Origin of the sequence: Candidatus Accumulibacter contiguus (genome assembly GCF_012940005.1) — a bacterium.
In the GTDB taxonomy this organism is placed as follows: Bacteria; Pseudomonadota; Gammaproteobacteria; order Burkholderiales; family Rhodocyclaceae; genus Accumulibacter; species Accumulibacter contiguus.
The window spans coordinates 110,271-135,799 of the sequence record NZ_SPMX01000003.1; the positions used below are offsets into that span (position 1 = coordinate 110,271).

The 25,529-nt window shown below is 59.4% G+C and carries 21 protein-coding genes; 8 read left to right on the forward strand and 13 right to left on the reverse strand.

What is annotated here, in order from left to right; all coding sequences use genetic code 11:
• Positions 1–191: 191 nt before the first annotated feature.
• The 4 genes from E4Q08_RS01405 to E4Q08_RS01420 are packed head-to-tail and all read right to left on the reverse strand — an operon-like array spanning position 192 to position 3,979.
• Positions 192–1,262: a polyamine ABC transporter substrate-binding protein gene (locus E4Q08_RS01405; protein ID WP_169069066.1), complete on the reverse strand. Its 1,071-nt coding sequence runs from the start codon at positions 1,260–1,262 to the stop codon at positions 192–194.
• Positions 1,259–2,053: an ABC transporter permease gene (locus E4Q08_RS01410; RefSeq protein ID WP_034910344.1), complete on the reverse strand. Its 795-nt coding sequence runs from the start codon at positions 2,051–2,053 to the stop codon at positions 1,259–1,261. Before E4Q08_RS01410 ends, E4Q08_RS01405 begins: the two co-directional genes overlap by 4 nt.
• Positions 2,053–2,919 carry an ABC transporter permease gene (locus tag E4Q08_RS01415; protein WP_169069067.1) on the reverse strand — a complete coding sequence of 289 codons (867 nt, stop codon included), beginning with the start codon at positions 2,917–2,919 and terminating at the stop codon, positions 2,053–2,055. Before E4Q08_RS01415 ends, E4Q08_RS01410 begins: the two co-directional genes overlap by 1 nt.
• Positions 2,894–3,979, reverse strand: a complete 1,086-nt coding sequence (locus E4Q08_RS01420; protein ID WP_034910347.1) for an ABC transporter ATP-binding protein — start codon at positions 3,977–3,979, stop codon at positions 2,894–2,896. The genes E4Q08_RS01415 and E4Q08_RS01420 overlap by 26 nt, the downstream gene beginning before the upstream one ends.
• Before the next feature lie 146 nt (positions 3,980–4,125).
• Between E4Q08_RS01420 and E4Q08_RS01425 the strand changes: the two genes are divergently transcribed.
• On the forward strand, positions 4,126–5,112 hold the full coding sequence (locus E4Q08_RS01425) for a zinc-dependent alcohol dehydrogenase family protein (protein ID WP_169069068.1): 987 nt from the start codon (positions 4,126–4,128) through the stop codon (positions 5,110–5,112).
• Between the two features lie 151 nt (positions 5,113–5,263).
• Here E4Q08_RS01425 and E4Q08_RS01430 read toward each other — a convergent pair whose 3' ends face one another.
• Complete coding sequence (locus E4Q08_RS01430; RefSeq protein ID WP_248594618.1) at positions 5,264–6,814, reverse strand: DUF1302 family protein; 1,551 nt, start codon at positions 6,812–6,814, stop codon at positions 5,264–5,266.
• A complete protein-coding gene (locus E4Q08_RS01435) occupies positions 6,783–7,631 on the reverse strand; it encodes an ABC transporter ATP-binding protein (protein WP_372703481.1) in 849 nt (282 codons plus the stop codon). The genes E4Q08_RS01430 and E4Q08_RS01435 overlap by 32 nt, the downstream gene beginning before the upstream one ends.
• A gap of 53 nt (positions 7,632–7,684) precedes the next feature.
• Between E4Q08_RS01435 and E4Q08_RS01440 the strand changes: the two genes are divergently transcribed.
• The 4 genes from E4Q08_RS01440 to E4Q08_RS24270 all read left to right on the forward strand — a co-directional run bounded on the left by E4Q08_RS01440 (position 7,685) and on the right by E4Q08_RS24270 (position 15,370).
• Positions 7,685–8,482, forward strand: a complete 798-nt coding sequence (locus E4Q08_RS01440; protein ID WP_169069090.1) for an outer membrane lipoprotein-sorting protein — start codon at positions 7,685–7,687, stop codon at positions 8,480–8,482.
• Between the two features lie 21 nt (positions 8,483–8,503).
• Positions 8,504–10,723 carry an HDOD domain-containing protein gene (locus tag E4Q08_RS01445; protein WP_169069069.1) on the forward strand — a complete coding sequence of 740 codons (2,220 nt, stop codon included), beginning with the start codon at positions 8,504–8,506 and terminating at the stop codon, positions 10,721–10,723.
• On the forward strand, positions 10,720–12,921 hold the full coding sequence (locus tag E4Q08_RS01450; protein ID WP_169069070.1) for an EAL domain-containing response regulator: 2,202 nt from the start codon (positions 10,720–10,722) through the stop codon (positions 12,919–12,921). Before E4Q08_RS01445 ends, E4Q08_RS01450 begins: the two co-directional genes overlap by 4 nt.
• 88 nt (positions 12,922–13,009) lie before the next feature.
• A complete protein-coding gene (locus tag E4Q08_RS24270; RefSeq protein WP_248594619.1) occupies positions 13,010–15,370 on the forward strand; it encodes an SEC-C metal-binding domain-containing protein in 2,361 nt (786 codons plus the stop codon).
• Between the two features lie 3 nt (positions 15,371–15,373).
• Here E4Q08_RS24270 and E4Q08_RS01460 read toward each other — a convergent pair whose 3' ends face one another.
• The 6 genes from E4Q08_RS01460 to E4Q08_RS01485 form a co-directional block, all read right to left on the reverse strand.
• Complete coding sequence (locus tag E4Q08_RS01460; protein ID WP_248594620.1) at positions 15,374–16,468, reverse strand: acyltransferase family protein; 1,095 nt, start codon at positions 16,466–16,468, stop codon at positions 15,374–15,376.
• A gap of 4 nt (positions 16,469–16,472) precedes the next feature.
• On the reverse strand, positions 16,473–17,102 hold the full coding sequence (locus E4Q08_RS25555) for a phosphatase PAP2-related protein (protein ID WP_169069072.1): 630 nt from the start codon (positions 17,100–17,102) through the stop codon (positions 16,473–16,475).
• A 2-nt stretch (positions 17,103–17,104) separates the two neighbouring features.
• Positions 17,105–17,836 carry a hypothetical protein gene (locus tag E4Q08_RS01470; protein ID WP_169069073.1) on the reverse strand — a complete coding sequence of 244 codons (732 nt, stop codon included), beginning with the start codon at positions 17,834–17,836 and terminating at the stop codon, positions 17,105–17,107.
• Positions 17,837–17,895: 59 nt separating this feature from the next.
• Complete coding sequence (locus E4Q08_RS01475; RefSeq protein WP_248594621.1) at positions 17,896–18,627, reverse strand: UPF0149 family protein; 732 nt, start codon at positions 18,625–18,627, stop codon at positions 17,896–17,898.
• Positions 18,628–18,975: 348 nt separating this feature from the next.
• The gene (locus E4Q08_RS01480; protein WP_308240027.1) at positions 18,976–19,914 is read right to left on the reverse strand and encodes an integron integrase; all 939 of its coding nucleotides are present in this window, start codon (positions 19,912–19,914) and stop codon (positions 18,976–18,978) included.
• Positions 19,915–20,272: 358 nt separating this feature from the next.
• Positions 20,273–21,508 carry an IS110 family RNA-guided transposase gene (locus E4Q08_RS01485; protein ID WP_169069075.1) on the reverse strand — a complete coding sequence of 412 codons (1,236 nt, stop codon included), beginning with the start codon at positions 21,506–21,508 and terminating at the stop codon, positions 20,273–20,275.
• Positions 21,509–21,916: 408 nt separating this feature from the next.
• Here E4Q08_RS01485 and E4Q08_RS01490 point away from each other — a divergent pair, with 408 nt between their 5' ends.
• From E4Q08_RS01490 to E4Q08_RS01500, 3 genes are all read left to right on the forward strand, one after another.
• Positions 21,917–22,846, forward strand: coding sequence for an anti-phage phospholipase (locus tag E4Q08_RS01490; RefSeq protein ID WP_169069076.1), 930 nt, complete (start codon positions 21,917–21,919; stop codon positions 22,844–22,846).
• Positions 22,847–22,857: 11 nt separating this feature from the next.
• A complete protein-coding gene (locus E4Q08_RS01495) occupies positions 22,858–23,754 on the forward strand; it encodes an anti-phage nucleotidyltransferase (RefSeq protein WP_169069077.1) in 897 nt (298 codons plus the stop codon).
• A gap of 194 nt (positions 23,755–23,948) precedes the next feature.
• Positions 23,949–24,470 (forward strand): hypothetical protein, encoded by a 522-nt coding sequence (locus E4Q08_RS01500; protein ID WP_169069078.1) that lies wholly within the window; start codon positions 23,949–23,951, stop codon positions 24,468–24,470.
• 454 nt (positions 24,471–24,924) lie between these two features.
• On the opposite strand, the gene E4Q08_RS01505 is transcribed toward E4Q08_RS01500, so the two are convergent.
• Positions 24,925–25,529, reverse strand: a 605-nt coding sequence (locus tag E4Q08_RS01505) for a transposase (RefSeq protein WP_169069079.1), incomplete at its 5' end; no start/stop codon positions are given.

Consider the following 25,529-nt stretch of genomic DNA (forward strand, 5'->3'; position numbering starts at 1 on the left):
GGAGAGCCTTGTCCAACGTGGTATGAGCCTGAACGAGGACTGCATTTTCATCCAGCATACTGTCGCGTCCGGTTCGATAGATCAAGCTGGTCGACCACCTCCACGATGAATCACGCCAAGCGATCCTGGTTCAGCCAATCGCCGCTGGGCGCAGACGTGGCGGCGTCGTGGTCGCCGAGGCATGGCCGGATTCAGCGGACCTTGATCTCGGTCCACATCCGCGACAGTGAACGGCGCGTTTTCGGGTCGAAATCACGCAACATTTCGAGTCGCAAGAGCTCGTCCGGCGGCGGGAAGATACCAGGATTGCCGGCAATCTCGGGAAGAATGAACGGCGTCGCTGCCGCGTTCGGGTTGCCGGCGCCGATCAGGTTGGAAACATCGGCGGCGTTGGCGCCTTCGAGCATGAAATCGATAAACTGGTGCGCGAGGTCGGGGCGGCCGCCGGATTTGTGCAGGACCAAGCTGTCGACCGCCAGCACCGCACCTTCCTTCGGCATCCGGAAGTCGATGGTGAATGGGCGCTTCGCTTCCAGCGCGTCCTGCTGGGCCCGATACATGTCGCTCGAGTAGCCGTGCGCGACCCAGATGTTGCCGATCGCCAGATCCTTGATGTAGGTGCTGTTGGAAAAAGTCGCCCAGTACGGCTTGGCGCGCAGGATCAGGCGCTTGGCTTCATCCCAGCGAGCCGGATCACTCTCCTGAACCGAGTAGCCGAGGTATTTCATCGCCGCGGCCATCAGTTCACGCTGGCTGTTGAGGACCGTCACCTTGCCTTTCAGTTTCTCCAGGTAACGCGGCTCGAAGATCAGCGCCCAACTATCGGTCGGCAGGCCAAGTTCGGCCAGCCGGCTGGCGTTGTAACCGAGCAGTGTCACCGTGGTCGCATAGGGCACCGCGTAGTGCATGCCGGGATCGTACCAGGGGTTGCGAAACTCGGCCTTGACGTTCTGCAGATTGGGCAGTTTGCTCTTGTCGAGCGGACGCAGCGCGTTCTTGCGGAGCAGCGTTTCGACGGCGTTACCCGTGGGAACGATCAGATCGTAACCGATCGCACCGGCCTCGAGCTTGGCCAGCATTTCCTCGTTGTCGGAGTAGAAGTCCTGTTTCAGCCGACAGCGACATTGCGCCTCGAACCGATGCACGGTGTCGTCCGAGAGGTAGGTATTCCAGATGTAGAGATAGAGAACGTCTTCAGCATGCGCCAGCATCGCGAGGACGGCGAGCAGCACTGCAACGACGCTGGCGCGCAGCGCTTTCATGCCCTGCCCTGCAGCGTGTCAGGTGCAAGTTTCGACGCCAGCGCGATCAAGGTCAGCGTCAGCGCCATCAGCAGCGTAGACACGGCGTTGACTTCGGGACTCACGGCCACCTTGATCATCGAGTAGATCTGCAGCGGCAGCGTCGTGACGCCAACGCCGGCGACAAAGACAGTGATCACGAAGTCGTCGATCGAGAGCGTGAAGCTCATCAGAAAACCGGCCAGGATGCCCGGCAGGATCAAGGGCAGGGTGACGCGCCGGAAAGTCTGCCACGGGCTGGCGCCGAGATCCCGGGCGGCTTCGAAAATGCTCTCGTCCATCCCGGCCAGACGAACACGGACGATGATCGCGACGAAGCCGATCGAGAAAGTGATATGCGCGATCAGGATCGAGATCAGCCCGAGCGTCAGGTCGAGCACCTGCCGGAAGAATAGCAGGAGCGAGACCCCGAGCAGAATCTCGGGCATCGCCACCGGCGTCAGCACCAGAAAAGGCAGACCGCGCAGAACACCCGCTCGCCAGCGCTGCATGGCAATACCGGCCATGGTACCGAGCACGGTCGCCACGCTGGCCGCAGTGATGGCGATGAACAGCGAGTTGGCTGCGGCATTCAGCATCTCGGTATCGTCGAAGAGCGTGCCATACCAGCGGGTCGTGAAACCGACCCACTCGGCATTGAGCAGCGAATCGTTGAAAGAGAAGATCACCACCACCGCCAGCGGCAGGTAAAGAAAGGCGTAGACGGCCAGGGCCGCAGCCCAAAGCCAGAGCGACTGGCGAGGACGCGCCATCAGGCACTCCCCCGGCGTGGCCGCCCGGCCCAGGCCGACAGTCCCGCCAGCGCCAGCACCGCGGCGGTCAGCAGCAGCGACAAGGTCGAGCCGAGAGGCCAGTCGCGGTTGTCGAGGAACTGTTCCTTGATCAGGTTGCCGACCAGCAGGTCGCGCGTGCCGCCGAGCAACTCGGGAATGGCGAACATGCCGAGGACCGGAATGAAGACCAGTGCCGAGCCCGCCCAGATACCGGGTAGCGAGAGCGGCAGGGTGATTCGCCAGAAGCGCGTCCAGGTGCCGGCACCGAGATCCTGGGCCGCTTCGAGCAGTGCCGGGTCGTGCTGCTCCAGGTTGTTGTACAGTGGCAGAACCATGAATGGCAGGTGTACATAGACCATTCCGGCGATTACTGCGAAAGGCGTATAGAGTAGATTGGCCGGGCCAAGAAGAATGATCCAGGCGTAAATACGGATCAGGAAGTTGCTGGCCAGAGGCAGGATCACCAGCAGCACCAGCAGATCGCGATGACGCCTGTCGCTGCGGGCGATCAGCAAGGCCAGCGGATAGGCCATCAGCAGGCTGATCAGGGTGGTGGTCACGGCGACCAGGAAGGAACGGCCGAAGATCTCGGCATAGATCCAGTCGCCGAAGAAGAACTGGTAGGTTTCCAGTGACAGGGTCAACTGGCCATTCTGTAGAGCCGGTACCAGTCCACCGAAGTCACCCGGCTGCTGGAACGAGGCACCGACCATCAGCAAGGCCGGGGCAAGGAAAAAAACCACCAGAAACAGGGTTGGCGGCAGGCTGACCAGCCATTTGGTCAACGACTCTCCTCGGCCGACCGGGCGGCTGGCTGTTTCAGTCACGCAGGTAGACCCCTGCATCACGTTGCCAGCCGACTGCGACCGGGGCGCCGCGTTCGAGGAACCTGGCGCGTCCGGGAACCGCGTTGGTGAGCATCGCCTCGAGCACCACCCCATTTTCCAGAGCAATCTTGTAAACGGTGACGTCGCCGAGGTAAAGGTGGTCGCGCACGCGGCCATGGAAGTGGTTGTCCAGCTCGGTCAGGTCCCCGGCGGTGACGATGCGCAGTTGTTCCGGACGGACGGCAAAGGCCCCATGCTCGCCGGTGCTGGGCCCGACTACCGGCGTGCCGATAATCTCTCCGAGTCCAGCGGCGAACAGGCGCAGTCCATCTTGACCGGCCGCTCGCACTTCGACCGGCAGCAGGTTGATGGTCCCGATGAAATCAGCAACAAAGCGGTTGCGCGGATAGCCATAGATCTGCTCGGGAGCACCGACCTGTTCGATCCGCCCATTATTCATGACTGCGATGCGGTGCGACACCGCCAGCGCCTCCTGCTGCGAATGGGTGACGAAGACGAAGGTGATGCCGACCTCGCGCTGCAACGCGATCAGCTCCCCTGTGATCTGCTCGCGCAGTTTGGCGTCGAGTGCCGCCAGCGGTTCGTCGAGCAACAGCAGGCGCGGCTTGTTGATCAGCGCACGCGCCAGAGCGACGCGCTGCCTTTGTCCGCCGGACAATTCGCGGGGAAACTGGCGAGCCTTGTTGGCCAGGTGCACCAGTTCCAGCGCCTCCTTGAGACGGCTACTGATCTCGTTCTGAGACTTGCCCGCCATCTGCAAGGGAAAAGCGACGTTCTGCGCCACGGTCATGTGCGGAAACAGCGCATAGCTCTGGAAAACCGTGTGCACCGGTCTTTTCTCGGGCGGAATGCCGGCCAGCCGTTGCGCGTCGAGCAGCAACTCGCCGGTGTCCGGCTGATCGAATCCGGCGATCAGGCGCAGCAAGGTGGTCTTGCCACAGCCCGAGGGACCAACCAGGGTAAAGAACTCGCCGGCCTCGATCGACAGGGAAACGTCGTCGACGGCCTGGAGTTCGCCAAAACGGCGGCTGACATTGCGGATCTCGAGTAGCGCCATGGTCTGCGTAGTTTAGCTCAGAAGATCCTGATCAGTAAAACCCTTGTTTTACCCGTACAATCACCGGTGACGCTGCTGGGCTGCTGGGCTGCTGGGCTGCTTGGCGCTTGACTTAGGAAGACCCTGTATTACTGCTGGAGATGCGCATGAAAGCCATGCTTCTGGACGCCCAAGGCCAGCCGTTGCGGCTGGCCGAGGTGCCTCGGCCGAAACCCGAGGCTGATCAGGTTCTGCTCGAAGTACGGGCCTGCGGAGTCTGCCGCACTGATCTGCACGTCATGGACGGCGATCTGCAGCACCCCAGGCTGCCGCTCGTCCTCGGCCATGAAATCGTCGGTGTCGTCGTCGAGAAAGGCGCCAGAGTGGAACGTTTTGCGCTTGGCCAACGCCTTGGCGTACCCTGGCTGGGGCATACCTGTGGCCATTGCCGCTACTGCGCAAGCGCTTCCGAAAACCTTTGCGATGCGGCCGAGTTCACCGGCTACACGCTGAATGGCGGTTACGCCGAGTTCGCGCTGGCCGATCAGCGCTACTGCTTTTCACTGCCGAACGAATACCCGGACGCCGAAGCAGCACCGCTGCTCTGTGCTGGACTGATCGGTTATCGCTCACTGATCGCTGCCGGCGATGCGCGGCGTCTGGGCATCTACGGTTTCGGCGCGGCCGCGCACATCATTGCGCAAGTGGCTCGCTGGCAGGGCCGCGAAATATTCGCCTTCACCAAGCCCGGCGATACCGATGGCCAGCAATTCGCGCGCCAGTTGGGGGCCGCCTGGGCCGGCGATGCCGGCAGCGCGCCGCCGCAGGAAATGGACGCCGCGATTCTCTTTGCGCCGGTCGGAGAGCTGGTTCCGCAGGCGCTTCGTCACACGGTCAAGGGCGGAACGGTGGTTTGCGCAGGCATCCACATGAGCAACATTCCCGAGTTCCCTTACGCCATTCTCTGGGGAGAGCGCTGCGTGCGCTCGGTGGCCAATCTGACCCGACGCGACGGCGAAGAGTTCTTTGCCATCGCGCCCAAGGCCGGCGTCCGCACCGAAGTGACACGATTTCCCCTGGAATCGGCCAATGATGCGCTGCAGCAATTGCGGGCGGGCCAGATTCGCGGTGCTGCAGTTCTCGTCACCGGCTAACGGTCATGACCTTTTCCAGGCACCCCGATCATAGTCATGACCGTTTCCCTCTCCCCCGACCCCTCTCCAGCGAGTGGAGAGGGGAGATTCGTGAGTCGCTGACGCGACTTTCACATGAACATCACCAGGATCTGGCGGCGATCTCGACTCGTCAGAAGTTGTAAAGGATCTCGGTATACACGCGGTCCTTGGCGTCGTAGCGACCGAAATACCCTTCAGGTGACCCCTTGAAGATATCGACACCCACCGCCAGGCCCCAGTTCTTTTCGAAATTCCAGTTCACCCGGGGGCGCAGCATCCAGTCGGTTCGGTTCAGGCTGGCGATCCACAGCGCCTGTGCCTCGACCTTGTCGCTGAACTTGTGGTTGAGCAACAGGCTATAACCATATTCCTTGCCCAAGGGAATGATATCCGGATCATGGTTGAAGAAATGGTTCTGGAAGATCTGCATGTTGATCCGGGTATCGGCGAACTGGTTGAAGTCCAGGCCAAGCACCCAGAGCAGCGTGTTCTGCGGCACCACCCCGTTAACATCGGTCGCATTGGTGACCTCATAGTTGCGACCGCGCGTATACACCATCTCGCCCTTCAGGACCAGCGAACCGAAATCCTTGCCCAGCGTGCCGCCCAACTGATTGATGCGATCATGCCTGGCCTGATAAATCACGGTCGGCAGTGGATCGGTAACGATTGCCCGGTAGAAGGTCGGCGCGACGCTCATGCTGCTGTAGGCAAAGCCAGCCACATCCCAGCCATCGCGCAGCATCGACAGCCGCAGACCATAGTTGGTATTGTCCAGACTGCGCGCCGGAATTTTTTCGTTGCGGAACATGCTGGCGACACCCGGAGGTGGCGGCGGCGTGTAGGCGAAAAACTCGGAGCCCGGCTTGCCGATGTTATCGTAGCTGGCGACCGGGATCCAGACCAGCTCGGCGTGGAAATCGTTCTTGAAATACTCGGCCCTGGCCGCCCATTGTGGGATACGCAGGATATCGAAGGTCGGCAGGATGAACTGCCGCATGTCCTTGGCGGAGACGACGTCGCCGAACAGCAGCCCGACCATTTCACCCCAGACGATCTGCTGCCGGCCGAGGCGGAAGTCCCAATCCCCGGCGCCAACATCAAGATAGTTTTCGCGCAGCAGGACATTGAAGCGTTGATTATCCGCCACCGCCTGCGGATAGAAATCGGTGAAGGTATAGGTCGCGTCATAGTCGACACGCGCGCCCAGTTTCCATTTGACATGGTTGCCGAGATCGCCCTGCGTGCTCAGATCGACGCGGGTCATCATTTCCGACCAGTGTCGTGGCTTGGGCCAGTCATAGGCCATCACGTTCTGGATGAACCCCTTGAAAGCCGCTGCACGTGCCGACGATTGCTCGTCAATGGCTGCGGCCTGCGGAGGCGAAGGCCGATCATCGCCGAACAAGGATTCCCGACTGGCAGGCTGCTGGTCTGCAGCCGCCTCGGGCTCGTTGTCGCCAAACAGGCTATCCCTGCTCGTCGGCAAGGCGTCGGCCGACTTGGCGGCGAGCAGAACGCGCGTTGACCTGCTCGCCCAGCGGTCGGACACGTCGACCTCGGAGCGGCCGGCGCTGCCCGTGGGGTCACTCGCCACGGCCATCGGCGAACTCAGCAGAGCCGCGACGGCGAGGCCAACGCAATGCCGGCTAATTCTTCTGATCTGCATCGCGGTCTTCATCGTCATCTTCCATGGAGGTATTCAACAGGTCGGCAGATTGGCTGAACCATTCATCGTTGTCATTGTTGAGAGGGCTCTCGGGCTTGCGAGCGGGCAAGAAAATCCACTTCCCGCCGGAAGGACGCTTGCCGAGCGTGATGACTTCGCCATCCTCGATGCGGATCTGACGGCGAGCATTGTTGATCACCCGATCATCGTGGGTCGAGAATATGAAAGCCGTGCCCTGCGAGCGATTGATTTCTTTCATCAGGAAAAGGATTTCCTTGCTGGTCTGACGATCGAGATTCGCCGTCGGTTCGTCCGCCAGCACAATCGCCGGATGGATTGCCAACGCTCTGGCAATCGCCACCCGCTGGCGCTGACCACCACTCAACTGATTCGGGCGATTCGCCGCGTATTTCGACAAACCGACGACATCCAGGAAATATGCGACGCGTTTCCGACGCTCGGTGCTCGAAAGATCCTTGCGGTGCAGCAGAGGATATTCGACATTCTCGGCGGCTGACAACACCGGCAACAGATTGAAGGTCTGAAAGATGAAACCGATCTTGCGCGCCCGAAGATCGGCCAACTGATCAGGCGTCCGCCCACTCACATCCTCACCATGGATGTAGATCTTGCCGCGGCTCGGCGTGTCGATACAACCGATCAGGTTCAACAGGGTGGTCTTGCCACTGCCCGAAGGACCTGCAATCGCGAGGAAGACACCAGGCTCGATACTCAAATGAATGTCCTTCAGGGCTTGGACTTTCTGTTCGCCAAGTAGATAATCCTTGTATACATGTTCTATGCGGACAATGGGTTCGAGCATGCTCATCGGTGGCACTTCCTGCCAACCGCGTCGACGGTCAGCACAATGGGTTGAATACTATGGAAATCATGATCATCCGCCATCTTGGTGTCAACACTGCCTTGGCACTCCTGTTTGCCATTGTCCTGGCCTGTGCTGTGCCGGCCCGGGCGGCGGAGTCCGTTTCGCAAACCGCGGGCGACGATGCCGAGGCCCGGCAGATCGTTGAAAAGGCCGACCAGGTTCGCTTCCCTGCGGATGGTTTTCAGGTGGACGTCAGCATCACGACGACCGGCAGCGGGCAGGATGCCGAGGTGCGCAAGTACCGCGTGCTTTCCAAGGGCAACACCAACAGTGTCGTGATGGTCACCGAACCGGCTTCCGAACGTGGCCAGATCCTGCTGATGAAAGGTCGTGACCTGTGGGTTTTCATGCCCGACGTTTCGCAGCCGATTCGGCTCTCCCTCTCGCAACGGCTGACCGGCCAGGTCGCCAACGGCGATCTGGCGCGCGCCAACTTTGCTGCCGACTACAACCCCAGGCTGCTACGGAGTGAAAAAATCGGCAACGAAGAATATCACGTCCTCGAACTGATCGGCGTCGACCGCGGCGTCACCTACCAGCGGGTACTCTACTGGGTCCGGACCAAGGACTTCTGGCCTTTCAGAGCGGAGTTCTATTCACTCTCCAACCGCCTGCTGAAGACCTGCAAATACGAGAACTTCAAGACCATGGAGGGAAAAAAGCGGCCGACGCGACTGGTCATGGAAGACGCCCTGCGTGGTGGCGAACAGTCCGTCCTCGAGTATGGGGGCATGAAGTTGCGGGATCTGCCGGACAAGGTGTTCACCAAGGACTATCTCAAGAAGCTCGATTAGCGATCCCCTGCCGTCATCGCGATGTATAGTTTGCCGGAACCGATACGCCAGGCCATGGAGTCGGGACGCGCGCCATCGCCGCCGCAGATACTGCTGCGACTCCTGCAGATGGTGGACGATGACGGCACGACCATGGCCGAACTCGCCAGGCTGGTCGAGCAGGATCCCGGCTTGTGCACCCGGATTCTGACTGCTGCCAACTCATCCGCTCTCCGACGAGGCAATCCCCTGCGCAGTATCGAGAGTTGCCTGCTGGCGCTCGGCACCCGCCTGGTTCGTTCGATCGCGACCTGCCTGTCGGTTCAGAGCCTGTTTGACGAAAGGACAGCCACGCGGGCGGTCGACCTGTCGGCGTTCTGGACCCACTCGCTGCTGGTTGCCGAGTTGTCCCGCAGCCTGGCGGCAGCAACCGGTTATCAGCGACCCGACGAGGCCTATCTGGCTGGACTGCTGCATGATGTCGGAGAACTCATTCTGCTTTCGGCTCTGGGCGAACCCTATCTGCAAATCCTCGCCGCGTGTCCCGACGAAAGTGCGCTGTCGGCAATGGAAACGGAACAGCTCGGCGTTCACCATGGCGAGATCGGCAGCTGGCTCGCAGATCAGTGGCATCTTGATTCACTGCTTGCCGATGGCATTCTTTTCCACCACTTGCCGGCCGAACAGATCGTGACCGGCACGCAGCTGATCCAGGTGGTGTGGCTGGCGCACGCACTGGCCTGCGACGACGAGGTACCCGAGAAATTCGGGAAGCTCGCAGAGCAGATGTTCGGCAATACCGGCGATGGTCTACTGGGTGGAATGCGTGCTGAGGCAGCGCAGAGAATGTGCATGATTGCCGACGCCATCGGCATTACGCCCCAGGACTACCCGGCGTGCAGCAGCGCCGGCGGCCTGCCGCGAGTGCTCGGCATGGGCACCCGCTCCATACCCGATACCCATGGCCAGATCGCCCACATCATCGGCAACAAGGCTCTGATGCAACCTCTGCAGGATGATCTCTTCGCGCTCGATACCGCTGCCGAGGTATTTCTCGGCCTGCGTGAGTCCGCACGCATCCTGTTTGATCTGAATCACCTCGCTTTCCTGCTGTGCGACCCGCCGGATGGCCGGCTGACGGGCATGGGCATCGCCGGACAAGCTGCTGTTTTCAGTCAGGTCAGCATTCTTCCCGAGGCACAGCGAAGCCTGGTGGCAGCAGCGGCACTCAGCAAGCAGATCCGGTCTTCCTACGACCGTGATCCCTTACCCGCAAAGTCCCTGATGGACCTGCAGTTTGCCCGGGCTTTTTCGAGCAACGGCCTGTTGTGCATTCCGATGATCGGGCACGGACGAACGGTCGGGGTCATCGTCGCCGGTCTGAGTGCTGGCCAGTACGCTCGCCTTGGTCGCCGCCTGCCGGGACTGGCCAACTTCGGACGAATTGCCGGCGGCAGTCTGGAAAGTTGGCGCGCAGCCCAGGAAGTCCGCGCACAGACCGAGGACGCGGTCGTGGCGCGCTTCACTCGCCAGTCCAGACGCATCGTGCACGAAGCGGGAAACCCACTGAGCATCATCAAGAGCTACCTCAGGATTCTGGGCGCAAAGCTGCCACAGGCAACCGATGTTCGCCACGAGCTGAACATTCTGACGGAAGAAATCGAACGGGTGGCCAGCATTGTGCAGCGCATGAGCGATACTCCCGAGGCACAGGCCGATGAGCACACGCTTGACCTCGGCAAGCTGCTGCGCGAACTGCTGCTGCTCTATCGCGAGGTGCTTTTCGATTCGCGCGGCATTACCGTCGAAACGGTCCTGCCGGCGCAGACCGTGCGCATCGCTTGTGATCGTGACAGCATCAAACAGATCCTCCTGAATCTGTGGAAAAATGTCTCCGAAGCGCTTTCCAGAGGGCAACGCTGCAAGATCTCGCTGACCGACGGCATTCTGCATCAAGGGCAGCACTTCGCCGAACTGAAGATCGAAGACAACGGGCCTGGCATCAGTGAAGAAGCCATGCGTGTACTGTATCGCCCGGCCGAAGTGCGCAGCGCAGGAAACCGCGGCATCGGGCTGTCGATCGTCGGCGCACTGATACAGCGCCTGGGAATCCTGGTGAGCTGCCGCAGCAAGCCAGGTTTGGGAACCATGATCGCCTTGCTGGTGCCCATACCGGAGCGGACGCCGTCCCTGGGCAGCGGCGAAAGCCAGCCACAGCAGAAGACCATCCCGTCGCCGGACACCGCTCAGGAGCAACCATGAAGGCCATCGCGAATTTTGATTTTTCGCCGCAAAGCCCGGACATCCAGGAGACCCCCTGCAATATCCTGATCGTCGACGACGAGGAGCGGATCCGGGAGGCCTATCGTCACCTGCTGGCTGGCGAGGGACGCATTATCGAGGAATGCGGCAGCGGCAACGAAGCCCTTCGTCGGCTTGACCATCGCGACATCGATGTTCTGATCCTCGATCTCATGCTGCCCGACATCAATGGGCTGGAAATCATGGAATGGATGCTGCACCAGCATGTGCCGACGGCGGTGGTCGTCTTCAGTGGCGACGAGTCAATCGACTCGGCAATCCGTGCCCTGCGCCACGGCGCCTTTGAATTCATTCGCAAGCATGGCGATCCCCAGGAACTCATCGACACCGTAGACCGCGTCCTGCGTCGCCGCCGCGTCGAACGGGAACACGCCCTGATGACGGTTCGCCTGGAGCAATCCGAACGTTTGCATCGCTTTCTGGTGGAACAGTCACCGGACATCATCTATACGCTCGACAAGGATGGTGCCTTCATTTTCGTCAACGGCCGTGTGCAGGCATTGCTCGGTTACACCCGTGAAGAACTCCTGGGCAAGCATTACTCGATGATCGTTTATCCGGACGATCTGGAACATGCCCGCTTTGCCTTCAACGAACGGCGAATCGGTGACCGGGCAAGCACCAACGTCGAAATCCGGCTGCAGACGAAAAACCAGGGGGTGCGCCACTTCGAAAACCGGACCATCGTCGCCATCCTCAGTGCACAGGGCATCTATGCCACCAATGAGGAGCCGGCCAGCCGGCATTTCATGGGCACCTCCGGCGTTGCGCGGGACATCACCGACCGCAAGAAGGCCGAGGAAACGATCGCTTTCCAGGCCTTTCACGACCTGCTAACCGGTCTTCCCAACCGGATCCTGTTCAAGGACCGACTGGGAGTTGCCCTGAAGCAGGCGAAAAGGAAAAACAAGCGAGTGGGTGTGATGTTCATCGACATCGACCGCTTCAAGCTGGTCAATGACACCTATGGCCATCACGAAGGAGACGAGTTGCTCAAGTGTTTTGCCCAGCGCAGCCGTAGTTGCCTGCGCTCGGGAGACACCCTGGCGCGCCAGGGGGGCGATGAATTCACCGTTTTGCTGCCCGATCTGGGTGACGGCGAAGATGCCTCGGTAATCGCAGCCAAGATGCTGGCCGAACTCAGGCAACCCTTCAAGATCGCCGGTGTGGATTTCTTCACCACCGTCAGCATCGGCATCGCGCTCTACCCCGACAACGGCAAAACTCCAGAGATGCTTCTGCGCAACGCGGATATTGCGATGTATCAGATCAAGGGACGCGGCAAGAACGGCTACCTGCATTATGCGCCAGAGATGCACAGCGGCCAAAGCATGCGCCTCACGCTGGAGGGCGATCTGCGGCAGGCACTGGAAAGCGGCGACCAGTTCGAACTCTATTATCAGCCACAGATCAGCTTCAGCCAGCGACGAACGATCGGGATGGAAGCGTTGATCCGCTGGCACCACCCACGGCATGGCCTGATGATGCCGGACACCTTCATTCCCCTGGCCGAAGATACCGGAATGATCGTCGCCCTTGGGGAATGGGTCGTCGACCGGGCACTTTGCCAGCTGGCTTCCTGGCGCAGCAGGGGGTTCACCAGCCTGCAACTGGCGATCAACCTCTCGCCGAAAGAATTGGAACGTGGCGACCTGCCCGAGCGAATCCTGCAGCGTCTCGATGCCTACGCCATTCCGGCGGCGGCGCTCGACATCGAGATTACCGAGAACCTGCTGATGAATGATGCCGAGAAAAACATCAGCATGGTGAAACAACTGCGCAACTGTGGGCTGCGGGTTTCCATCGATGATTTCGGAACCCGCTACTCGTCGCTCAACTATCTGCGCCGTTTCCCGATCCACAGCATCAAGATCGACCAGTCCTTCGTCCGCGACCTGAACCCCGACAAGCACAGTTCGACCTCGATCATTCACGCCATTGCCTGCATCGCCCGCAGCTTCGACTTGCGCATCCTCGCCGAAGGCGTCGAAACCGAAGCCCAGAGGCAAATGCTCAGCGGCCTGGCCTGCGATGAAATGCAGGGTTTCCTGTTCAGCCGGCCGCTCGCCGCCGAAGCGTTCGAGGGCTTCCTGACCGGCGGGTGCTTCCCGGCACTCGACCGAGAGCAGATACTTTAATGTGAAAGTCGTGTCAGCGACTCACCCCTTCCTCCGCAAGCGGCGGAGGGGCCGATACTTTTGCATCCATCCTGGAGAGAAGTCCTACATGCAAGCATCCTACCTTGCGCATGCCGCAGCTTCGCTCGACGATCCGATCATGATCGATTGGGCCCTCCGCCATTACGATGCACTGCCAGCGCATTCGGAACTGCGGGATACCCTAGGAACACTCTGGTTTCATGACCCCACGATCGAATACTGGATCAAGGGGAACGACCTCGATACCCTCAAACTCCTCTTCGTATACCTTCCGAAGGAGCGCTTCGCGGCCTTTGCCCCGATCATTGCCGCACGCTGGAGCGAGTGGCCACCAACGATGGCCCATTCAGGGGCGCACATCCTGGCGCGCATAGCACCGGAACTGGCCGCCGAAACCTTCTCTCGCTACCTGGAAAGCTCCCAGACATGGTCGATTGAGCGAGCAGCCGCCATTCTGAGTTGCCTTGTCAAGCTGCCGCTGAACGCTGCGCTCCGTCTGGCGGAGAGACTCATCCCTCTGGCCTGGAGCAAGGATGAGATGTGCGGTTTGATCCTGCGCGAGGAGGCTTTTGCGGCGGCGCTCATGCTCAAGCAGCTTGAGACTCTGCCACGTCTGCTTGACGAAATATTCTCTGGAACAGAATCCAGGGTACAAGGCGCCGTCAACTCGTTAGCCACTTGCCTCTTCGGCCACGATTCGTATGCCGACCTGTTCTTCTGGCGTCGTAAGGCTTACAGCAGTACATCTTTCCAGCAACTGGCCTGCCTGTTCGCTACCGACACGCCGATTGCCGCGATGGACGAAGTGCTGGAGTCGGCAGATCCTTTGGCGCCTGCTCTGAGCTTGTTGGCAAGCTGTTACGACCGGTCGCCAGAATCGACCTTGGCCTGGAATTTGATTCAGCAAAGCAAAACTTGCCAGAACGGGCAGCACCCCGTGCATCTGGCGGCGCTTGCCCTCGCCGCGGTCGCCGCTTCCGGCGAGCGCAAGAACATCGACACGGCGAGCATGCCGCTTGCCGAAGTGATCGGCCTGCTGGCGCTCGATGTCCACACCAACATCCACTATGCACCACTGCTCGAGCGTTTGAGAAGTTTCCCCAGGGCAGAGACCATTCCCGCGATGACGCGTCAACTCGCGGACAGCATCGACACCTACGGCGGAGTCACGCTGGCCCGGGCGATGGGCGATCTCGCGTGGCCGGAATTCACCGAGGCGCTGCTGGCCTGCATGCTGGATGACCATGGCGATTTCGTCTGCGTAGCAGCCCAGAAGGCCTTGATCGCCATCGGCGAAAGTGCACGCGACGCCTTGATCGCACAATGGGAAACCCTCGATACCTCACAACAAATCTTTGGCGAGTCGGTGATCACCACTGTGGGTGGCCAGCCAGTCACCGAGTTCGCCTTGCACCATTCAGACGCGCTGCTCCGCGAAAATCTCGAGTTCTGGTGCGCGCTCGCGCTGGCCGCGCCGGATCAACGCCTACTCGCACTTCTTCGCCACGAATTGCCCCACGATGAGTCGTTGATCAACGAAACCTATTATCGTCTATGCCGCCTGCTGGACGCGAGTTGCCCGGAGCTCGACGAGCTGCGCGCAAAAATCATGCAGCGGCGAAGCCGGCAACAGGAGCGCAAGGCAATTTTCGACAGTGGAACTTTTCCGGAACCGAGCCACAGCTTGTCTCTATCTTTGCGCTGCCCTGCCTGTGGCACGGTTCGCAGCTATGATGTCAAGGGCGTCGTGATCGGAGACACCGACAAGGATCAAATGCTGGTTGCCGACGAGATTGCCTGCCTCGGCTGTGGCGCGTTTCCGGAGTTCGAGTTCGAACCCGAAGCGAAAATGGCACTGATCGCTGAAATCTTTCTGGCCCAGGCTGCTACTCGCTCCGGCAAGAACAATGCCCCGCAACGGCTGATCCTTGACCGAGTGCAACTACCGGATGGCTCAAGGAAAACATTTCCGAGTTACTACGTGAGCCTGCAGGAAAAGGTGCGGCGAAATCCGGAAGACTGGCGCTCATGGTTTCTCCTGGGCAAACTCCTGCGGCGCATCAATCGCCCCAATGCCGCCCTGCCGTGTCTGAGAAAGGCGCACAGCATCAACCCGCTTTCCCTCGACACGATCATCGACCTGGCAGAATTGCTGCTCAACTCCGGACACCTGAACGATGCCTTCGACCTGCTCGATGGAGCCCAGAAAGACAGCCGCCGCTGGCAAACGATGTCCGAACGGCCCATCGAAAGGCGCGGCGAATTCGCGCTGCTTTTCAGGCATGTGCGACAACTATTGGGAATTGCGGAGACTGCCGCCGCCGTGACCGGCGCGCCCGGATTCGTCGACAAGGCGCCCAGGACCGGCCGAAACGAACCCTGTCCATGCGGTAGCGGCAAGAAATTCAAGAAATGCTGCATGAGCTGATGGTTAGCGAACTGGCGTGCCCTGGTCGGGCGCGAGTTCGGTCGCAGCCGCGGCAGAGAGCGATGCGCCGGCGAGGTAATGACTGTTGCGCAACAGGAAACGTTTTTCGACCAGGTGCCACATGGCCAGGGCACCAATGCCCGTCAGCAGAATCAGGGTCGCCAGGAAACGCCCAGGGTGATCACGAAACCAGCCGCTGTGCACCAGCAGCTGAATCACCGGAAAATGGATGATGTAGACGCCATACGAGAAATCACCGTACTTTGCGAAGTTCCCGACGTACAGGAACAACGCGAAGAAAACGACCACCGTGGCGATCGCCAGGGGTTCAAGGAAGGGCAAGGGAAAAATCGTATTGACTGCAAGCACCAGGGTTGCGGCAAGCAAAGACCAGATGCGGCGGCGTTCGAACTGCGGCAGGAAGTAATAGAAGAAAGCCCCCGCCATGAAATACGAGAGCTGCCCCGGCAATTGGCGAGCCAATTCCAGGTAGATTCCGGAACCGGTGCGCTCTGCCATCCCTGCCAGCAAGCCGACATAGGCAAGCGACAGACAATAGATCAATACGAGTACGGGCAGACGAGAAAATCGCCGGAAAAGGAAGACGAAGAAAGGCACCATCAGGTAGAACATCAGCTCGATCTTGAGCGTCCACAGAGCGCCGTTAATCGCTGCCATGGGGTTGGATTCGAAAACGCCAGGCAATGTGGGCTGCAGGAAATTCAGGAAAACGAGGTTGGCAAGAACGTACTTGCCCCAGGCCAGAGAGAAAATTCCACCGACCCCTTGCGAACCGACCGCCGGCAGACCGACTGCGCAGAGCAGGACAACGGTGAAATAGGCCGGGTAGATTCGCCGCATGCGCTTGCGCGCGTAAGATGCCAGCGACGAAGAGCGTTCAAAGCTCATGAACACCAGAAAACCGCTGACCACGAAAAACCCCTTCAGCGCCGATGCCGGTGACAAAACATGGCCCAGCCAGGCGAGTTGCGGGTATCCGGAAAGATCGTACGCGTGCACCAGACAGACGGTGGCAGCGAACAACAGCCGCAGCAGGTCGAAGTTGTTCCGGGTCAGTCGCGGGCTGTCGTACGGCAAGGCGTCAGACTCCAATCCGCCAGAAAACGGCGCCGACCATCAACGCAGCGAAGAGTCCCGCCAGCACGTCGAGAGTCCAGTGCGCGCGCAGCACGATCACCAGGAGCATCTGCAGCAGGGCCAGCAACACCCCGAAAAAAGTCAGTGCCGGGATGCCAAGAGTGGCCATCTGGATGGCCCCGAAGACGGCCAGTGCGGTGTGCCCGGAAAAAAAGAAATCGTTGCCAACAGCATAGGTGACGAAGAGCGAGGGAAAACCCGGATCGCGCCAGATGATCCCCGGCGGCGGTGGCAGCGCGACCACCGCCTGACTCAGCTGGCGCAGGACGAACAGACACAGCAAGCCCCAGAACGGATTGAAGCTCGGGCCGAGAACGGCGTAGCCGAGGACGAACAGGGTTACCGCATCGATCCCCAGCGAGCTGGCGATCAAGGCTGCCCTGGCCGCACTCGGATGCTCGTGCAGCCAGGCGTTGCCCTTGGCGGTGAGCCGGTGCAAATGGTCATCAATGCCAGTGCCATCGAGATGGCGGGCGCCGATCAGGCGCTGGGTGAAGAACCAGGCGAGCAGACCGCCGGCGATCGCCAGCAGCCGCAGCGCGATGATTTCCCAGGCAGGCAGGTCGGCGAGCACGCTCAGTTCTCGCCGTTACCGGCAGCCGCGTCGCGCTCCAGCTCGATGCTCCGGGCGGGAATCCCTGCCCAGGTTTCGCCTGCCGGAATGCGGGTGTTGGGGAGGACGAAAGATCCGGCCAGGATCTTGGCCCTTTCACCAACCTCGACGCCGCCCATGACAATGGCGCGCAGGCCGATGGTCGCACCGACACCGAGCCTGACCGGCGCAATCACCAGGTAGCCGCCCTGCGCGTAATGCGCCATGACGCTCGCCGAGCCACCGATGGTCACCCCGTCAGCCATTTCGATCAGTGACGGATCGGCGATGGCGGTCGAATTGATGGTGACATTGCGCCCGATCTTCATTCCCATCAAGCGGTAGTAGAGTTGTGCGAAAGGTGACGGCGTCACGAATTCCAGGAATGAATAGCGAACCACCAGCGTCAGCGTGCAATGTACATACCAGCGCAGCGCGGTCAACGAAACCGCCGAGCCGCGATAGGGCTGCAGCCGCCCGCCGAGCAGGAAATTCAGCAGCGGTGCCACGAGCAGCAGCGTCAGGCCGTAGGCGAAGTAACTGGCCGCCAGCGCCAGACCGGTCAAGGGATAGCGCCAGCCCGCGGAGAAAGTGGCCAGAGTCGGCGTGAAAACCTCGCCAAACAGCCACACCGCAACACCCAGCGAAAGGCCCGCCGCGACAATGGCGAGAGCGATGAATGGCAGGGGACCGATGAGGGCAAGGAGTCTTTGCATGACAGGGTACCGAAATAAATTACCGTGTTTGACAGAGGCGCATGTTCAGTTCATGCACCTCAATGCAACGCTGCCGGAGTGTCGTTCGCTCCGCAGCACTTCTTGTATTTCTTGCCGCTGCCGCAAGGACACGGATCGTTGCGGCCGATCTTCGGCCCACCACGAACTCTTGGTGAGGCCTCCTTCTGCTCGCCAAGGCGAAACTCGCTCCGGACCACTCCTTTAGGCCGGCTGCCACACTTCTCCTTCCAGTAGGCATGAATTTTCACGATTGACGGCACGATTTCGTTCATCCATTTCTCGCCATCGCCAAGCTTCTCGCTCATCGCGATGCCATCGCCGGTGCCCAAACGCAGGAAAGGAGTAAACCAGGCAGGTTGCGCAACGCCCAACAGCTTCCATGCCTCGTCGGCGAACTGAAAGCCGAGGATGAAGCCCTCACACCACTCGGCTGCACCCCATTGGGCACCACGCCGGAAGACAGGTTCGAACGATACCGGATCGTCCAGGAATGCATGGACGACGCCGTTATAGTTCCGTATGACGAGCGACATGATTCGACTGGCGTGCTCCTTATTGTCAAACTGGGCCTTGGCCTTGCCTTCTTTCATGTCCCAAACCCACGGCAGCCATTCCGACGCAAAAACAGCGCGCGGGCCGATGGCGATCGCGGTCAGGAACCCGTCCAGAGTGGAAACGTCCATCGACCTCTCCTCGATGGACTCGTCGGCAAGAAAATCGTCGAGTTCTTCGAGCTCTTCGTCATCGAGCCCTTGATTCAGTTTCATCATCGTTATCTTTCTGCTCTCAGTAGTAGTGGAGGATGTAGCCATACGCATTTTCGAACGCTTCCTCGCGTGCCTGCAACAGAGCTGCGGGAATATCCGACCCATGCTGTATGAAATGCATTCAGGACTGCTCCGCAAATACCCGTTCGAGCGTTTCCGAAAGGAGGGCGGTATTGGCTTTGCGGATGGTGACATGCTTGGCTTTCGGTTCGCCTACCTCTCATCGTTACCTTGCATAAACGATGACAATAAACGTTCCTTCGTCAGTCATTCGGGCTGTTGCCGAGCATGCCGGGTGGAAAGTTTCGGGTTGATCCGGCCGATTCGCGCATGATACAGCGGTGCGCCTTGCTACCCGAGCGCATCGAGCGGGCTGCGAACACCTCGCCCACCCCGCTTGAGCACATGCGTGTAGATCATCGTCGTCGCGACATCCGCATGGCCCAGCAGTTCCTGCACCGTGCGAATATCGTATCCACTTTCCAGCAGATGGGTGGCGAAGGAATGGCGAAGCGTGTGCGGAGTCGCCGGCTTGGCGATCCCCGCTGCCGTCACTGCCTTCTTCATCGCCCGTTGCAGCAGCTTCTCATCGAGATGATGACGCTGCTCCACGCCGCTACGCGGGTCGACCGAGTAACTGCCCGAGGCAAAAACATATTGCCACCCCCAGCTCGTATTCGCCGCGGGGTACTTGCGCTCCAGTGCATCCGGCAAGTAAACGGTCGCTTTGCCCATCCGCAGATCGTCGTCGAAGACTTGCCTTCGTCGCAGCAGGTGAGCGCGTAGATCCGCCACCAACGAATCCGGCAGCATCGTGACACGATCTTTGGCCCCCTTGCCCTCACGAATCAGAATCTCGCCCTGCTCGAAATACAGATCCTTCACGCGCAAGCGGATCACCTCCATCAGGCGCATCCCTGTGCCGTAAAGCAGGCGGGCGAGCAAGCCATGGACCCCGTCCATCCGCTCCAGCACCCGCTGCACTTCGAGACGTGTCAGCACCACCGGCAGGCGCTGCGATTGCTTGGCTCGCACCACATCATCGAGCCACGGAAGCTCGACGCCCAATACCTTGCGGTAAAGGAACAACAGCGCCGACAAGGCCTGGTTTTGCGTCGCCGATGCCACATGCTCGTCGACGGCAAGATGGGTCAGGAACGCCTCCACCTCAGTCGCGCCCATCTCACGGGGATGGCGCTTGTGGTGAAAGAGAATATACCTCTTGACCCAGTGGACATATTGTGCTTCAGTGCGTATGCTGTAGTGGCGCAGGCGGATCTGATCACGCACTTGGTCGAGAAGCTTGGGTTCGGAGGGGGAGTTTCCGGTTTCGGCAGGCGTGTTTTCCGGACCGGAAGGTGTCTCTCTCGGCGGTCCTGGGGTGTTTCCCGGTGTGTTTCCTGGTGTGTTCACGGGCAACAATTCGTTATGAATCTGAGCATTGTTCTCACGAGTTCGCAGTATACACATCAATGTGTCTCGGTATACACCTTGAGGCGTCTGGAACTACACCCTGCGAACACACCTCGCGAAAAAGTAGATTGCACCGAAATAGGTGTTCACTATACGTTACCGTGAAAGCCCGGGGAACAAAGACGAACAAAGGCCTCCCGCTGTCAGCAGGATAGTCAAGTCAAGCGATGGCTGGTCAGGCGGAGGCAGCGGTTGCTTCTGGCAACTTGCCGATATTTTTGAGAGCCTTGATCCAGCGTGGAGCGTTCTTTTGAGCGGACATGGCCTCGTAATTCACCCCTGGATCACGATAAGGCTCGCGCCGCGACAGCATGAAATAGATAATGCGAATCAGTTTATGTGCGATAGCAACAATGCACTTGTTGTGGCTCTTGCGAACTTTCAGATTGCGGTATTTGGAGGCCAAACTACTTTTCGTCCTTCGCGCTGCATTCGCGCACTCACACAAGAGGGAACGAACAATGGCGTTTCCTTTTCGCGTTTTTCCTGATTTTCGCTTGCCCGCCGATTCATGGTTGCCAGGACACAGGGCGGCCCATGAGGCCAGTCTGTCGGCATCGCCAAAACGCGACATGTCGTCGCCGATCTCAATCAGGATCATGGCGCTGGCGATGGCATCCATGCCGGGAATCGTCTGCAGGAGTACCCAGGCCCAGTGGTAAGGCGTCATCGCCTGAAACAATTCGGCATCAATTTGGGCGAGTTGTCGTTCCAATGCGGTCACGTGCTCATGCAACTGGCGCAGGACGAACAGGTGGCGTGGCGAGAGATCGCCATCGAGCGATGCGGCCAGGTCGTCGCGTTTGTTCTTCAGGCTGCCACGCGCCATGGCGAGCATCTCGCCAAGCGGTTTGCCTTCAATCAGCCCAGCCACCATCTCGCGTGCGGAAACCCCTTTGATATCGGATACGACCGCACCCAATTTGATCCCGCCATCCTCAAGCACTTTGTGCATCCGATTGGTTTCGCTCGCGAGCATCTGCGAAACTCTGCGGCGATAGCGCGAGAGGAGGCGCAATTCACGCAAGTCTTTCGGCGGAATGAAACTGCCCCGCACCAGCCCAAACCGCGCCAGCACAGCCAGCCATTCCGAATCACCCATGTCGGTCTTGCGGCCCGGCACATACTTGATGAAATGCGCATTCACGACCAACGCAGGAATGCCCACCCGTTCGATATGCGCATGCGCACTCTTCCAGTAAATGCCCGTGCTCTCCATCACCACCAACTCCACACCCAGCTCTTGCAGCCAGGCCGACATCGCCTTCATGTCGCGCTTGAAGCCACCAAACTCTCGCTGATGCTTGCTGATCGTGCCATCGTCTTCTTCAATCAGCACCGTCACGACATGCAGCATGCGATGCACATCGATACCGGCAACTCTCCGATGTAAAGGGGATAGTCCTTCCATAAATTCATCTCCCGTGGTAAAAAATGACCTTGGGAGAAGTCGGCGCGGCGGGCTGGATGATCCTCAAAGGGTCTCTTTACCGTGCGTCCTGCTGGTCAACATCCAAGCGGTACAATCGGGGGTGCGAGCCAGCCCAGGTGGGTCCGGTTAGGCATCGGGGTGTAGCCGCCATTCGTACTTCGACCTCTGCACCGCCTTCTTCCACACGAGATCTTCTCACTTCTTGACCTTGCTTTCATCGTCAGGGGCGAGTCAATCGTCAATCATGATGGGTTAGGCATCAGAAACGCGCCCCGCGACGCAGCAGTAATGACATGTGCTCCTGGGCGCGATTTGTGACCCCAGCGCGCTGAAGCGTCAGGTTGGATAATTCCTCTCGACGCCTACACACGAACCAGGGAGAGGCGCATGTCGAGGGAGAATCTATTTCGGGTGCTATGTCTCGATGGCGGAGGTGCCAAAGGCTTCTACACGCTTGGCATTCTGCGGGAGATTGAGGCGCTAATCCGGTGTCCGCTTCATGAGCGGTTCGATCTCATCTTTGGTACCAGTACCGGGTCCATCATCGCCTCGATGTTGGCGTTGGGGAAGTCAGTTCACGAGATCATCGCGCTCTACCAGGAACACGTCCCCACCGTAATGCAGCATAAAAACGCAGACGGGCGGTCTGGGGCTCTCGCGAACCTGTCGAAGGCCATCTTCAAGGACGCGATGTTCACCGACGTGAAGACTAACGTAGGTGTGGTGACGACTAAGTGGGTGCTTGAGCAACCCATGATATTCAAGGGGAACATTGCTCAGGCGCACGGCAGGCAAGGTTCCTTTGTTCCTGGCTTTGGAGTGAAGGTGGGAGAAGCTGTCCAGGCATCTTGTTCCGCCTATCCCTACTTCAACCGTAAGGCCGTCACCACGTCGAACGGCGACAACATCGAACTCATTGACGGCGGCTTCTGCGCTAACAACCCGACGCTCTACGCGATAGCGGATGCGACGATCTCGATGCAGGTTCCCTCGGACGATATTCGCGTAGTCAGCCTCGGGTGCGGCAACTATCCGCCGAGGCCCCTCAGCAAGTTCACATTGGACTACTGGAAGCAGAGAACCCCCGGTGTTCAACTGCTACAGAAGACACTTGAGATAAACGTTCAGTCGATGGAGCAACTCCGGACAATTCTGTACAAGCACATTCAAACCGTTCGTATTAATCAGTCATTTTCGGAGCCGGCCATGGCGACCGACTTGTTCGAACATGACCTCAAAAAGCTAAACGTCCTTACGCAGCGCGGTGTTCACTCGTACGCCGAGCACGAAGAAAAGCTCAAAGCGTTCCTTTGCTGAGGGAGCAGTCAATGGCAATCCCAGAGTCACAACTCAAGACGTGGTCCGCGCAGGGTTCAATCATGCAGTCGGCGACCACGTACGAAACGATCAAGAAGGCACTGAATGACAGCGCATCTCCGTACTACGCGAAGGACTACTCGATTTTTCTTCAAGGTTCGTACGGGAACAACACGAACGTTTGGAAGGACAGCGATGTCGATATCATCATCCGTCTGAACCAGACTTTCTATTCTGACCTGTCGCAGTTGGAAGAGGGTGCAAAGAGCAGCTTCGACGTCGCTTATCCCAACGTGCAATACGGTTTTCATGAGTTCCGCGCGCAAGTGGTTGACTGGCTCACGAAACAGTTCGGTTCCGACGTGAAGCCGGGCAAGAAGGCAATCTTCATTAGTGGCAACAATGGTCGTCGCGATTCCGACGTTCTCGTTTGCGCAAAATTGCGCCGCTACCGGAATGGAAGCACTGGCACCGACGACCAGTACGACGAGGGAATTTGCTTCTTTCTACCCGACAAAACACGCGTTACGAATTTTCCCGAGCAGCATCGCGACAACTGCACCGCAAAGCATCAGGCTTCGAACGAGTGGTTCAAGAAGATGGTGCGCGTTTACAAGAACATACGGAACCGCATGGTCGAAGATGGTTACCTTGCGGAAGGCGTCGCGCCCTCCTACTTCATTGAAGGGATGCTGTGGAATGTCCCGAACGGCAAGTTCGGGACTAGCTTTGAGGACTCGTTCGTCGACACCTTCAATTGGGTGAACGACTCCGACAAGACGCAGCTCGCGTGCGCGAACGACCTCTACTGGCTGATCCGGGAAGGCGGTGGAAACTGCTGGAAGCCGGCCGACTTTGAAACCTATATTGCGGCGGTAAAGAAGTACTGGAACGAGTGGGGCACATGAGCCCAGCTTGCGCCGCCAGCGCGCCCCGCACAAGAATCCAACCGCTCGTCGGTGCGTAAGCTGATGCCTAACCCCTCGTTCAACCGGACCCGCTACGGCAGGCACCGCAAGGCCGGGCTGAGGCACATGGTGCATCATCTCAGCCCGGCCTTACGGTGCCTGCCTCCGCGGGCCGGTTAACTCGAACGTTAGCCATGAACAAGCGCCGCCTTCTTAATCTACCTGCGAGCCGTCAATCCGAGTTGCGGCTTCAGTACCCTTGGCTGAAAGAAGTACATGAAGGCGAGCGGCCAAAAAGAGTTCAAGTTTTGTCGGTTACTGTCTTCGATCATTGGCTCTCCCGCGAAGAAGCCTGTGATTTGCTTGAAAATATTTCACCGGCCGAGCAGGCTCGTCGAGATGCGCTACATGCCAAGTTTTGTGCCCTGCTTGTCGCCAGCACTACCGTATTCTCTTTTGTTTTTCGGCGGCGTCAAAAAGATCGCTTGGTGTTCCGAGAGTTTACGTCGGCTTCAGCGCTTGCTAACTATTGCTCGCCCCGCGGCGGTCGGATGCTTGGGCATCGTCAGTTTTATGTGGCACTGCCCGAGTTGGATTGCGTCTTCTATGAAAGCTGGGATGATACAAACCATTTCTTCTTTACAAAGCCAACGGCTATGGGTGCCATATCAGAGTGGGCTACACAAAGTGGGTTATACGTCTTGCAGCATGGCTAACCCGGCGCTCAACCTCGCTCCCTTTGGTCGCTGGACGCTGCGCGATAAAGCCGCGCAGCGCCGGTTAGCTCTACGTTGGGCGTTGGCGCCACCAAGTATTCGTCGTGTGCTTGGCCGCCGTCCTCGGTTCTTCGGGCCAAGCACGGGTCACCGTGGCGCTTGCCTGCGGTAGCGTGCCCGCCCGAACCAGGGCCGCCTGGGCCGGGGGGGCCAAGGGGAGCGCTTTCGGTCGGCGCGCTGGCGGCGTGGTGTCTTTGGTCGGGCCGGTCCGTGGCCGCGTCGGCTTGCCACACGAGCGGGGGGTTATTGCTGGTTCCCCGTCCAACTTCTCATTCCACCGGACGCCGGTGCAGCGGCTTGGGCTCTTCGGCAACGCCTCGTCCCGGCGCCGGTAAATTCAAACGTTCTGCGGTAGTGGAGTCTAACCCAATGCTCTCAACCTATCAGAACATAGTCATACCCCGTTTTTGTAAGCATGTGATAAATGTGGTTTTTTGGTGAAATTTCTGGGAGATGACCTGTTTGGTTTTATCTGGACGAGGTTCTTGATGAGTTCGTCGAAGACGGAGGCGACATTGTCGAGAGCATTGATGCCCTGGAGGAGCCAGCGTCCGAGGGTGCGCTTGATGCGAGAGAAGGTGTCGCCGCGGTTGATGAAGTAGCGTGCGCGGGTATTGGGATCGAGGGATTCACTGGCAGCATGGACGGCCAGGGCATTGAGGTTGTCGCAGAGGATTTTTGCGCCGAAGTCTTGTTGTGCGGCCAGCCAGGACATGCCCGACAGGTGTTCGAGGGCCAGACGGTGCTTGAGCCGTTTGAAGGCTTCCTCAATTCTCCAGCGGGAGTGATAGAGCGCCCCGAAGGCGGCGGCGGGGTAGGCATCCAGATCGAGGAGCGAGGTCACGAGAACGCGCACCTTGTGGCCGAACACCTGGCGAATGAGTCGAACCTGGCAAGGAGTGCGGGCAATTTCGTAATCGAGCGCGTCCTGTTTGCAGGGGGCTGGCAGGGTGACGATTTGCTCAAGCAGGCCGGATCGGCGGAATGTCTTGATGGACG